Consider the following 12,169-nt stretch of genomic DNA (forward strand, 5'->3'; position numbering starts at 1 on the left):
ATTAGGTATTGAATAGATCATTCAAACGGCATTCCTAATAGCAAATTGGTGGAATAAGGGATTGATACATGCTGTTTAGAACAATCAAAAACACCACAACTATGCTGACTGTTGTTGCAATATGCTTAGTTTGTACCGCTGTTCTCGTTTTTTCCATTGAAGAATATGAAAGCCTTTATCTGGAATCAACCCTGGGCGACCTTGATGGCCTATCAGAAAATATGGCCAGTGATCTTGTTTCCCTTATGGCCACCGATCCTGATACCTTCGAAATTACCACGACCTTATTACGCCTAGATCGCTACGAAAATGTTAAATATGCAGTGGTGTTTGATCAGCATTGGCAGCAGTTGAATGTGTATTTTGGTTCAACCTTTACCCCGCAAAATTTTGAACTTGATATCCAACTCGAAACACTTAAACATCTTCCTCTTGGGGTTGAGGTACGCGAAGGGGAGCTTATTGCGTTAAAGCTGGTCGGTGACGCTCGTTTGCCCTTAGGGTATTTATTGATCGTCAATGACTCGTTAGGGCCGCTTAAAAATAGCAAGCTGACCTTGTTAAAGCGTGTATTACCCTTAGTGTTGCTGGTACTTTTTATTGCCATCCTTGGCTCGTTTTTAATTCAACGACAGTTATTCTTACCCCTAAGCCGCTTGTCTCGTCTGGCGCAAAAAATTCAAAAAACCCATGATTATTCATTGCGTATTGATATTCGTGGAAAGCAAGAAGTGGCTGAGTTAAGTCGTGATATCAATAGCATGATGGAGACTATCAACACTGAAACCCAGAAGAATAGCGAATACACCGAGCAGCTTAAAGAGCAACAGAAAACCATGGAACGGTTGGCAAACTTTGATGGTTTAACGGGTTTACCTAACCGTCAATTTTTCATGGAGACGTTAAGAATTGAATTGGCTAAGGCAAAGCGTGATAACCGTAATTTAGTCTTAATGTACTTCGACCTAGATGGATTCAAGGGGGTCAATGATGCCTTTGGTCATGAGATTGGTGACTTATTATTGATGGAAGTCTGCCTACGAACCAAAGCATTCTTACGTGAAGGCGACCTAATATCACGCCTCGGTGGTGATGAATTTCTGGTGTTATTGCACAACGATCCTAACGACATTATGCTGTTCGAAATTTCTGAACGTTTAGTTCATGGGCTAAGTAAGCCGTTTGAGATCCAATCCTGGGAGGTACAAATCGGGGTCAGCATCGGCATCGCTCGGGCCAGTGATTCTAACTTTAACGTGAGCGAGTTTATCAGTAATGCTGATATCGCCATGTACCGCTCAAAAGACGCAGGAAGAAGCACACACACGGTATTTGTGCCCGACATGATGGAAGACAACAAGCGGCGCTTACTGATTGCCAACTCGATTTCTGGGGCAATAAAACATAACGAGTTTAGCGTGCACTACCAAGCAAAAGTGGCGCCAGACGAATCTGTTGTCGGTTATGAAGCGCTTATCCGCTGGAAGAGCGAATCGTTAGGTATGGTCTCTCCTGCTGAGTTTATTCCCATAGCAGAGCAAAGTGGCAAAATCCTGTCGATTACCAAATGGGTGATTAAAAAGGTGTGTCAGGAATTGGATCAAATACTGGCAATGCATACGGGCAAAATGGTGGTGTCGTTAAATCTGTCGGCTCATGATATCAAAAATGCCTCATTGGTCGATTACATCAGAGCCATGTTCGATAAATATAGGGTAGATACGTCACACATAGAGTTTGAAGTAACCGAGTCAGCCTATTTAGAAAACTTTGATGTGGCTAATGAGTTCCTTAAACAGATACGCGACATGGGTTGTTCTATTGCCCTAGATGACTTTGGAGCGGGTTATTCTTCGTTAGGGTATTTAACCCAAATTCACTTGAATACGCTTAAAATTGACAAGCAATTTGTCGATAACTTAAATGTATCCAAACGCAGTACCCTAGTGACCAAAACGATCATTGAAATGGCGAAGCAACTGAATTTACAAATATGTGCCGAAGGGGTGGAAACACGAGAGCAAGCCGAATTTTTGATACTAAATGGCTGTCACCAATTACAAGGTTACTTATTTGCTAAACCTATGAATTTACAAGACTTGCTTAAACGCTAGTGGATTTGATAGACCACAGTTAATTCTTTAGGAAGGGTGATGCCTGCGGGTAAATAGCCAATCGCTCCTTGATTGTTTTTAAGGTATTCGAGCACCAATTGCTCGCTCTCTATCTCTTTAGGTGCTTTTTTACGGCCGGTAAAGCGCATTTGCGCCCAATAAGATTGAATACGAGACTCGGTTAAGCCTACTACCTTGGTGTTAAACAACACCCGAGTTTGGTTTTCTGGCGGCAGGGCTACAGCACTCAAATCATAGGGCAGCGCGCCTCCCATAAATAGATTTCGCACCTGCTGACGGTTTAATTGAATTGATTTGTCTTGTGTATTCGCCACCACTATTATGGCTTCAGCCCCATTAGACAAGGTGAAAATACTGGGGCAAAATAGAATAAAAAGAACGTAAACAAGCCTCATCAAAATACCCACTCTAAGCCGAGCTGATACAAGATGGCGCTACCATCAAAGTTGCCTAGATCTTTTAAGGCGAAATCATTGCTGATACTGTCGCCCGCTTTAACCAAGGTCATTTCGCCTTTAAGTGCTACATTGGGCTGCCAATCCCAGCGGATACCAATTTTAGTACCGTTCGTATTGTCGTCAGGGAAGCTGGCTAAAACGCTATTGTAAGCCGACGCTAGGAAATCGAGCTCTGTAGATACACCGAACGGAATTTCGTTATCGAAATGGTCATAAGAGATGTCTCTTTTACTGTATGAAATATACAAAGTGTAAGGGTAGAAATTATATCCAGCCGAAATATAAAAACTATCAATATCAGGCACTATGCCCGTTTCACCGACCATTTTAGCGATTTCACTGCGCACGAAGTAGTTTAGATTTTCGTAATTGGCGCTTAATTGATAAAACTGAATGCGCCCAGAAGGATTGAGCCAATCAGCGCTATCAGTAAAACCAATGCTGCGTAACAGTCCGCTTAATTGGGTTACTTCTGCCAACTCAATGTCGGTATTTCCTTGATTATACGATGCACGGAAAGTCCAATCTTTATAGCCGACGTTGGCATTTACGCCAAAAAGGCCAGAGACTTGGGCGTCGATTTCGCCGCTCGACAAATAAAACTTGTCATCGTATCGGCCCCAGTACCCTTCGTAGTTAATGATCCAATCGTTGGCAGTAAATTCGTAATTGGCTAACACCCCTTCGAATGTTGAAAAGAAAGCGGTGTCATAAAATTGCTGGGGCAAGGTTAACCAAGGGTAAGCAAAGCCCACATCAAGGCTATCGCTGTAGTTAAAAAATGGGATACGTTGCTTACCCATTTTTATCTGCAATGCATTACTGGGTTTATACGTGAGGTATAGCCACTCTAGCCCTGATGAACGCTGCGCTCCAGTATGGCCCACTAACTGACCGGTAACCGATAGGGTTTCATTAAACGTATAATCAGCTTGCAGACCGAGCAATGATTGTTGATCAAAACTAAGGCTATTGTCGTATCCTACATACTCGGCGTTTTCGTCGTCTAAATAACCCATAACCACGCGGGCAAATCCTGAAAACTGCAACTTATCTTGGCTGTTAGCATGCAGTGTTGTCGCCCAGCCAAGCAATATTAAACAGCATGCTAAGTTAACGTGGGGAATTCGATGGTTCATCTGTTTAATGGACTTATCTTATTGAGAATTAAGGTTAAAATATTATTCATTAAAATACTATAGGGTGACTTAGAGTCAACGAATTTTCGGTTTTAGTACCCTTAATTTAGCGTTTAAGCGATATTTTTTGCAAAAGTAGTAAATCAATAACACATCTGGAGGGGATCTAGAAAGTAGGCTCTTCCTAGAGTGGTTTATTATACACAATAATGACCTGCTTTTTCGTAAAGCCAGTAGTCTGTTTTAAGGCCGTATTCGCCATATCCGAGTTTGCCACGCAGAGATAGCTCACGCTATGATACGGCACGCTTTTATTTGTACGTTGGCCTCTTGGACTTTTTCAGCAGTGAACTAATCACCCCTTTACTCGGCGTATTATTAATCGCCCTTGCGGGTTTTACCTCTTTCTTAACCGCTGCATTAGGCGCAGGTGGCGGCTTATTATTGTTAGTTGCGATGGCCTCTTTTATGCCTATGGCAGCTGTTATACCTGTACATGGCTTGGTGCAATTGGGCTCTAACGCTAACCGTATGCTACTGACTTATCGATATATCGATAAAAGCATGTTGCTCTATTTCATCGCGGGTGGGCTAATTGGCGCGTTGGCTGCGTCATTTGTGGTCAGTGACTTACCCCTGGATTGGATGAAGTTAGCCGTGGGTGTGTTTGTACTTTTTCTGCTGTGGGGGCAAAAACCGAAAATTAGAGAATCAAGCCCTTTGGGTAAAGCACTGGCAGGGCTGATAACCACGTTTTTGTCGATGTTTGTGGGCGCAAGTGGGCCTTTGGTCGGTAGTTATTTGCATAGTAAAGGCTACGACAAAATGCGCTTTACCGGCACATTCTCAGCCAGTATGACCATGCAGCATTCATTGAAAGCTTTGGTGTATGGCGTCGCTGGCTTTGCCTTCTGGCAATGGTTACCCTTGGTTATCGCTATGGTCGCTGCAGGGGTCGTTGGCACTTGGCTAGGCTTGAAGCTATTACATAAAATTCCCGCCGAGAAGTTTCAGCGCGTCGTGCAAATCGTATTGTCGATTTTGTCTATCAACTTGATGTGGCAGGCAGTTGATGTGCTGTTTTTTTAACCTTGGAATATATTAGGCATTTTGTGTAAATGCGCCTTAGCTGATTGCATAGGCTGTAAGCCCAAACACAGCTGTTAAAGAGTGGTGTAAATGACGGTAAGTTTTTCAGGAGTGGACATCCCTTCAGGTAAGTAACCTACGCTACCTTCATTGTTTTTAAGGTACTCCAGTAGCAAATTTTCGCTATCGGCTTCTTTGGGGGCTCTTTTACGGCCGGTAAAGCGCATCTGGGCCCAATAAGACTGAATGCGGGACTCCGTTAAACCGATCACTTTAGTGTTAAACAACACTCGGGTTTGGTTTTCAGATGGTAAGGCGATGGCTTCTAAATCATAGGGAATGGCGCCGCCCATAAATAAATTGCGCACCTGCTGGCGATTGAGCTTAGTTGATTTGTCTGGGGTGTTTGCCACTAGGATAATGGTTTCGGTTGCAGCCACTATGTGCGCAAAACTAATAGCGTACAAAAAGAGAAAAGTGAGCGACTTTCCCATTAAAATACCCACTCTAAAGCGAGTAAATATAATACCGCTTGTTTATCGAAACTCGGATCATTAATGGTGAAATAGGCTCTATCGGCGTCGTTCCCCTTGATTAAACTGACTTCGCCTTTCAGCGCTAAACCTGCTGTTAAATTGAAGGTTAATATCCTCGGCCATTTTATTTTTTATGTAGGGCATAAACACTCAGTTGACCAAGATGTTTCGTAGCCAATGAAAGACGCCACTTGCTGGGCGCTTATAATCAAATATCCAAGCGCGTATTCCCTTTTTGCTATGGGGCTGCATAGATGACCGTTAATCCTTTGGGGATAGCGATCCCGGCTGGTAAATAGCCAACGCTTCCTTCATTGTTTTTAAGATACTCCAATACTAAATTTTCGCTGTCGACTTCTTTGGGGGCTCTTTTACGGCCGGTAAAGCGCATTTGTGCCCAATAAGACTGAATACGAGACTCCGTTAAGCCCACCACTTTAGTGTTAAATAACACCCGGGTATGGTTTTCAGATGGAAGAGCAATAGCCTCTAAGTCATAGGGGATCACGCCGCCCATAAACAGGTTCCGTACTTGCTGACGATTGAGTTGAATTGACTTGTCTGGGGTATTGGCTATCACAACTATGGCTTCGGCAGTATTAACTATGCTCAGGCAACACAGACACAGGAAAAAGAGATATTTCCTCATTAAAAAACCCACTCAATACCAAGCTGGTACAAGATGGCACTGCCATCAAAGTTACCTAAATCCTTTACCGCATAATCGTTACTGATTTCATCCTTTGCTTCTAAAAAGGTCATTTCTGCTTTGAAAGCAAGATGAGGGCGCCAATCCCATCGTGTGCCTATTTTAATACCGGTCGATTTATCGTCGGCAAAGTCGGCCAATACACTCGCGTAGGTACTAGCTAAAAAATCGAGTTCTGGCGATATGCCAAATGGTATTTCGTTTCGGCGATGATCAAAATGAAGATCCTTTTTACTGTACGAAATGTAAACCGTATACGGATAAAAGTTATAGCCGGCCGAAATATAGAAACTATCAATCTCAGCGACTAAGCCGCCTTCGCTGGCTAATTTTGCTATTTCACTGCGTACAAAATAATCGAGGTTTTCGTAATTGGCGCTTAATTGATAAAATTGAATGAGGCCATTTGCATCGAGCCAATCAGCATTGTCAGAGAAACCAAGTTGGCGTAACTGTTGGCTAAACTGCTGTGCTTCCTCTTGCTCAATGCTCACATCCCCTTGATTATAAGAGGCTCGAAACGTGAAGTTTTTATAGCCAAAATTAGCATTCATGCCAAATAAACCAATAACCTGGGTGTTGATTTCGTCATTAGCTAAGTAGATTTTGTCATCGAAACGACCCCAGTACCCTTCGTAGTTAATCAACCAATCGCTAACGGCAAATTGGTAGTTAGCAAGTACACCATCGAACGTGGTAAAAAACGCGGTATCATAAAATTGTTGCGGCAGGGTAATCCATGGGTAAGCAAAGCCAACATCAAGACTGTCACTGTAATTAAAAAAGGGAATACGCTGTCTGCCGAGCTTAATTTGCAAGGCATTATTCGGCGCATAAGAAAGGTATAGCCACTCTAGGCCAGAATGTCGTTGGTCATCAGTAAAACCAACAACCTGACCCGTAACCGATAACGCATCATTAAATAAATAATCGGCTTGTAGGCCCAGTAATGACTGCTTGTTAAGGCTAATGCTGTTCTCGTAGCCCACATACTCTGCATTTTTGTCATCTAAGTAACCCATTATGACCCGGGCAAAACCTGAGAACTGTAATTTGTCTTCGGTTTCAGCATGAAGTGTTGATGCCCAGCACAGCAACAGTAGGCTGTATGTGGGGATGAGATGAGAGAGTGTTAACTTCATGCTATTAATTTAATACCTTGTGTGGTTAAAAAATTTCCTACTTATCAAGGTAATATAGAAGTGCTTGCAGTCAAAGGCTATTAGACTAAGTGCTATTTCTCATACTTTGAACTTGGTTCGCCCTCGAACCGTCGCTTATCGCTAGTCTTGGCAGGCACGCATAAAGTGTATTTTCTTTCTACGGGCTAATAAGTGCTCCCGAGGGCAGCGTATTGCGCCGAGTATCCAGCCGCCTTGGCCTTCGTCCTCTGTTTTTACGTCCTTCGCGGCATATAATTTAGCGCAGGTTTTACAGTAAACTTGACCTTTACCTGCTTCTATCATGCTACTGGCGATATATTCAAAGCGATCGAATGCCTCAGGTAATCCAGTGCATAACTGTAGCGCTGGGTCGTAAGCTCTTAACCATCGGTGCATATTACGCTCTTGAGCAAAAAACGGCTCCGGCGCACTGTGATGCGATTCATCTTCTTGATTAGAGCCTTCAGCGTTGTTAAAAAAAGAGCCCTCAGCGCCGTTAAAACGAGAGCCTTCAGCGCCGTTAAAACGAGAGCCTTCAGCGTCGTTAAAACGAGAGCCCTCAGCGTGGTTAAGAAAAGAGCCCTCAGCAGGAAGAAATTCATCAGCGGGGGAAAAGCCCTTAGCAAGAAAAAAATCCTCAACGTCATTATCGGTGCCCCCAGCACCTTTAGCGTCATCGTTCTCAAGATCTACAGCACAAGTCCCATCAGCAAACACAAAAGGCTTCGGATGCATGGCATCAAATATTGCTGGCAGCAATTCAGCCGTTTTAAAAATGAATCGTGCTGATAACGCTTCGCCGTAAATATCTGTGCCTTTGTACATCATGTACATACCACATTGGGGTAAGTCATCAATAACGGTTAGCCACTTACGCTCCTCTTCTTCAGGTGAGACGCCTTTGATCTCAGGCATACGAAAGCCTTCATAATGAGTAATGGCATGCTGCCGGTTGTTATGATGTAAAAAGTACCAGCAGAAATGAGGCCACAGAATCAAGGGTTCAATGGCACTAAATAGCATGACTTTTGCTGATTTAGGCGACTCAATCGTCCCTCTATACAACAACCAATAAGCGGCAAAGGTTAAAGCAGTAAACAGACCAACCGAAAAATAAAGTGCGAGATATAGCACAGCGTTGTTACTCCTTTAACGTGCTGAAAATGCTTAGATTAGTAATAGTTATACAGATTGCCTGTTAACTTAGAAAGACAAATGATTTCCCATCGGGTACATTTTGCTTTGGTGATGTTCGCTAGCATGTTCGAGGCTTAAACAGGGTTGGTGTTCAACCTGTAGTGACGTAAATCTTAAACGGTTTACCGGTACTTAATTTGAACTGTTTTACCCTCAGCGATACTATTAAAATTTGCACTGCCATAAAAATAGCCAGTTGATGTGTCACAAGGATTAATGTGTCTAACGATTATTACAATAATAAAGTTCAAGAAATAGCGCCGCAATATTTATCCTTGTCGTTTGAGCAAGTACACGGCAATTGGGCGCACTATTTACCCGCTATTTTAGACAAACCCCATGCCACTATTCTTGATGTTGGCGCAGGTGTTGGCCGAGACGTTAGTCATATCGCCAATTTACTTGCCAAAAGAAATCAAGAGGATAATCAGTGTCGTGTTTATGCCGTAGAGCCCGCATTGCAAATGCTGCAAAAAGGGCAAAACACCACCCAAGGGCAAAATGTTCATTGGCTGCAAGACTCACTACCTGCATTAGATAAAACCACACGCTTAGAAATCAGTTTTGACCTGATTTTATTAAGTGCCGTCTGGATGCATATTCCTGTGAGTCAACGGAGTCGCTCATTGCGTAAGTTAGCCAATTTGCTCAAACCCGGCGGTAAAATAGTAGTATCGCTGAAATTTGGCATGACAGCACAAGAGCAGCATGAAAGGAAAATGTTCGACATAAGCGTCGAAGAAGTTGAGGCACTAGCACAAAACCTAGGCTTGTTTTCAAAACTCGAATCGCAGAACAAAAAAGACCAACTAGGGCGTGAGGACGTTTACTGGCAAACTCTCGTATTGCAAATGCCAGACGACGGCACAGGTGCCTTCCCATTTATCCGCCATGTGGCCATTAATGACGGAAAATCTGCCACGCACAAATTGGCATTGCTAAGAGTATTGTTAAGAATTGCCGATGGCCATGCAGGTGCGGTACTAAGGCGTGAACCTTCTGCAAACGGTGACAGAGTCATACTGCCATTAGGCTTGGTGGCTTTGTATTGGATACACCAATACAAAGATTTAATCGATCACCACGGGTTATTCCAAACACCTAATAAAAGCCCAAATATGGGTTTTATGAAAGACAACGGCTGGAACCAACTAACTCACAGAACCTCAGCCGATTTTCGCATTGGTAACTTATTTGTCGGTGCTGACGCAAAAGCGTTATACCGAGCGCTTTCGGCCAGTGCACAAAACATAAAAAAAATGCCATGCAAATACATTACCCTAACTAACAGTGATACTCGGGTGTTTGAAGTAGACGCGAAAACGGTTAGAGCAAAAGACAGTCTATTTCTAGATTTAGATTCCCTAACGAAGTGGGGCGAGTTCTCATTACCCGAAACAACTTGGTTAGCACTTAACCGATATGCCTGTTGGATAGAGCCTGTTTTAGTCAGCGAATGGGTAAAAACCATGGCCAGCTACCAAGGTAACCAAGACTTCAGTTCGTCAGATAAACAACACTTGCTGTACCAAGCATTGGAATGGGAAGAGCCAAAGCGTTCAACCACAGGCGTTCGGCAGCGGTTCGACACCCTTGCCAGCACCCAACAAATGCACTGTGTTTGGTCAGCGAAAACCTTAAAGCGAAAATACGACATCGATCACAGCATGCCTTTTTCACGCTGGCCAAATAATGATTTATGGAACCTAGTCCCCAGCGATAGCCAAATAAACAATAACAAGCGCGACAAATTACCCTCGGAAAAAACACTCAATGCCGCCAAAGAACGCATGCAGCACTGGTGGGCATCGGCGTGGTTAAACGAGAACAACCTCAACCAAAAACAACGCTTCTTCGCCGAAGCCAATATCGCACTACCCGGCCTCAGCGCACAAAACGATTCTATCGATGATTTATTTGAAGCACTGCTGCTACAAAGAGGACGTTTGAAAGGTATGCAGCAATTGAGTGAATGGTAGGGGGGAGGTTAGGGTTATCTATTGATGAATATTCAAGGTTGGGCCAACCCTAGGGTGTTTAAATGAGTACTTTATTTGGCTATTTTATACCTTCTTAAATATTCTAGCTGTTAGTATCTATTTAACTTAAAAGTCACACATTTAGTTGTTAAAGAAAATATCCATGACCAAGAAAAACACGTCTTTCTTTAATTTACTCACCCAAGCCCCGTGGTGGGTGCCGGTAGCTGTTGCTGCTATTACTTACGTGTTTTTAGTCATGATATTGCCTAACATACAAACCGGTAACCCAATAATCAATGCTATTTTTACAGCGCTTTCACAAGCGGCTCCATTTTTTACCGGTGTTTTTTTACTTGCTACTCCGTTTACTTATTTTAATAGCAGACGCAAACAAAGATTACTCGATCGCCAACAAGATATTGACTCCATAAAGGCACTTAGTTGGAAAGAGTTTGAAGAGCTAGTAGCTGAAGCTTATCGCAGGCAAGGGTTTAGGGTTATCGAGAATGGCTTCGGGCCTGATGGAGGTGTCGACGTCAAGCTGAGTAAAAATAAACAAACTACCTTAGTTCAATGTAAGCAATGGAAATCCAAAAAGGTTGGGGTAGCTGTAATTCGAGAAATGTTCGGCATATTAACTGCTGAAAATGCGTCTAAGGTGGTTATCATTTGTTGTGGGGGATTTACTCGTGAGGCATCAAATTTCGCTGAAAACAAGCCGATTGAATTAATCGGTGGCACCGAACTATTGAGCATAGTAAAAAATATACAGAGCAATTCGTCTTCTAACGTAGAAAGTTCCACAAACCATATGCCTCTCGAATCAAGGCAGCAATTAGAACCTTCGCCAAACGTCAATCAAGTCCGATGTCCAAAATGTGGTAATCAGCTTGTTCAGAGACAAGCCAAACGTGGTGCTAATTTAGGTAATAAATTTTTGGGGTGCTCTTCTTTTCCGAAGTGCCGTTACACAGAATACATGCAAATTAACTGCTCATGAATAAATCAACCAACAGCCAACTTCGCTGTTTCGTTCCATAAATATGCTGGCATTGGGTGTTTCAACTTCCATGTAATATTCATTGGTTGACTGCCTTCTGACTTTACAAAATCCACAGGGCCAAAGTTTACAAAGCCCATTGTTCGTCCATTTTCATCTTTACCTTTTTCGCGCACAAACAACAGAATGGTTTTTTGATTATCTTTTTGTTTAATATAACCTAAACCTCGCCCAGAAGTTGGTCTTGCGCTATTTTGTGTTTGCCAGTGAAATAGCGTTGGGCTGATCGCGTAGTCATGATACATAGTGGTAGCGGAAAATTGCTTTTCACATTTGTCTAGAGTAACAAACAACAGCTCAGTATTGGCTTCTGCAATATGCAAGACGCCTTCACGACTAGATGACTTCTTAACAAAAGTACTGTCACCAAAAGCAACAAGGATATGCTCTTTAGCGTATCGAACATGCATTTTAAGTGGTGATGAATCCACTATAGGGTTATCAACCATTGGCATGTCGAACTCGCGAATAGCGAGTCGCTCAATGAGTATTGAAATTACTTCACTCAACTCATTTTGTAATACTTTGTCTTTCAATGCGACTAAGCTGTTTGCTACGTTCTTAAAGCCAAGCTCTTTACCCGATTTATCCCAAAAGTCATAGTGGCACATTAAAGCATAAAGCTCTTGAATATCAGTCATCACTGGTATTGAAAAGTTGTTATCGCAGAGTTTTTTCACGAAACGTAAATACGAGAGTGA

11 protein-coding genes are annotated in these 12,169 nt (G+C 42.8%); 4 read left to right on the top strand and 7 right to left on the bottom strand.

Annotated elements, in window-relative coordinates:
- Positions 1-68: 68 nt before the first annotated feature.
- The gene (locus GPLA_RS05560; protein WP_007103876.1) at positions 69-2,114 is read left to right on the top strand and encodes a putative bifunctional diguanylate cyclase/phosphodiesterase; all 2,046 of its coding nucleotides are present in this window, start codon (positions 69-71) and stop codon (positions 2,112-2,114) included.
- Here the strand turns inward: GPLA_RS05560 and GPLA_RS05565 are convergent.
- Both GPLA_RS05565 and GPLA_RS05570 read right to left on the bottom strand, forming a co-directional pair.
- Complete coding sequence (locus GPLA_RS05565; RefSeq protein ID WP_007103877.1) at positions 2,111-2,530, bottom strand: hypothetical protein; 420 nt, start codon at positions 2,528-2,530, stop codon at positions 2,111-2,113. The two genes, GPLA_RS05560 and GPLA_RS05565, sit on opposite strands and share 4 nt — an antisense overlap.
- Entirely contained in the window at positions 2,530-3,732 is a 1,203-nt protein-coding gene (locus GPLA_RS05570; protein WP_007103878.1) for a porin, read from the bottom strand. Before GPLA_RS05570 ends, GPLA_RS05565 begins: the two co-directional genes overlap by 1 nt.
- A gap of 330 nt (positions 3,733-4,062) precedes the next feature.
- On the opposite strand from GPLA_RS05570, the gene GPLA_RS05575 reads away from it, so the two are divergent.
- Positions 4,063-4,821 carry a sulfite exporter TauE/SafE family protein gene (locus GPLA_RS05575; protein ID WP_007103879.1) on the top strand — a complete coding sequence of 253 codons (759 nt, stop codon included), beginning with the start codon at positions 4,063-4,065 and terminating at the stop codon, positions 4,819-4,821.
- 74 nt (positions 4,822-4,895) lie between these two features.
- On the opposite strand, the gene GPLA_RS05580 is transcribed toward GPLA_RS05575, so the two are convergent.
- The 4 genes from GPLA_RS05580 to GPLA_RS05595 all read right to left on the bottom strand — a co-directional run bounded on the left by GPLA_RS05580 (position 4,896) and on the right by GPLA_RS05595 (position 8,363).
- Positions 4,896-5,315, bottom strand: a complete 420-nt coding sequence (locus GPLA_RS05580; RefSeq protein ID WP_007103880.1) for a hypothetical protein — start codon at positions 5,313-5,315, stop codon at positions 4,896-4,898.
- A 280-nt stretch (positions 5,316-5,595) separates the two neighbouring features.
- A complete protein-coding gene (locus GPLA_RS05585; protein ID WP_040513963.1) occupies positions 5,596-6,006 on the bottom strand; it encodes a hypothetical protein in 411 nt (136 codons plus the stop codon).
- The gene (locus GPLA_RS05590; protein ID WP_007103883.1) at positions 6,006-7,208 is read right to left on the bottom strand and encodes a hypothetical protein; all 1,203 of its coding nucleotides are present in this window, start codon (positions 7,206-7,208) and stop codon (positions 6,006-6,008) included. The genes GPLA_RS05585 and GPLA_RS05590 overlap by 1 nt, the downstream gene beginning before the upstream one ends.
- A gap of 141 nt (positions 7,209-7,349) precedes the next feature.
- Positions 7,350-8,363, bottom strand: coding sequence for a hypothetical protein (locus tag GPLA_RS05595; protein WP_007103884.1), 1,014 nt, complete (start codon positions 8,361-8,363; stop codon positions 7,350-7,352).
- A 281-nt stretch (positions 8,364-8,644) separates the two neighbouring features.
- Between GPLA_RS05595 and GPLA_RS05600 the strand changes: the two genes are divergently transcribed.
- Together GPLA_RS05600 and GPLA_RS05605 are read left to right on the top strand one after the other, a co-directional pair.
- The gene (locus tag GPLA_RS05600; protein WP_007103885.1) at positions 8,645-10,405 is read left to right on the top strand and encodes a class I SAM-dependent methyltransferase; all 1,761 of its coding nucleotides are present in this window, start codon (positions 8,645-8,647) and stop codon (positions 10,403-10,405) included.
- A 163-nt stretch (positions 10,406-10,568) separates the two neighbouring features.
- The gene (locus tag GPLA_RS05605) at positions 10,569-11,408 is read left to right on the top strand and encodes a restriction endonuclease (protein WP_007103886.1); all 840 of its coding nucleotides are present in this window, start codon (positions 10,569-10,571) and stop codon (positions 11,406-11,408) included.
- 5 nt (positions 11,409-11,413) lie between these two features.
- On the opposite strand, the gene GPLA_RS05610 is transcribed toward GPLA_RS05605, so the two are convergent.
- Positions 11,414-12,169 (bottom strand): DUF3427 domain-containing protein (locus GPLA_RS05610; RefSeq protein WP_153810534.1); only part of this gene is annotated, 756 nt, incomplete at its 5' end.

Origin of the sequence: Paraglaciecola polaris LMG 21857, assembly GCF_000315055.1 — a bacterium.
Lineage (GTDB): Bacteria > Pseudomonadota > Gammaproteobacteria > Enterobacterales > Alteromonadaceae > Paraglaciecola > Paraglaciecola polaris.

Excerpts from the sequence above, each read along its gene's own strand:
- GPLA_RS05560 (WP_007103876.1), top strand. The coding sequence starts at position 69 with ATGCTGTTTAGAACAATCAAAAACACCACAACTATGCTGACTGTTGTT.
- GPLA_RS05565 (WP_007103877.1), bottom strand. The coding sequence starts at position 2,530 with ATGAGGCTTGTTTACGTTCTTTTTATTCTATTTTGCCCCAGTATTTTC.
- GPLA_RS05570 (WP_007103878.1), bottom strand. The coding sequence starts at position 3,732 with ATGAACCATCGAATTCCCCACGTTAACTTAGCATGCTGTTTAATATTG.
- GPLA_RS05580 (WP_007103880.1), bottom strand. The coding sequence starts at position 5,315 with ATGGGAAAGTCGCTCACTTTTCTCTTTTTGTACGCTATTAGTTTTGCG.
- GPLA_RS05585 (WP_040513963.1), bottom strand. The coding sequence starts at position 6,006 with ATGAGGAAATATCTCTTTTTCCTGTGTCTGTGTTGCCTGAGCATAGTT.
- GPLA_RS05590 (WP_007103883.1), bottom strand. The coding sequence starts at position 7,208 with ATGAAGTTAACACTCTCTCATCTCATCCCCACATACAGCCTACTGTTG.
- GPLA_RS05605 (WP_007103886.1), top strand. The coding sequence starts at position 10,569 with ATGACCAAGAAAAACACGTCTTTCTTTAATTTACTCACCCAAGCCCCG.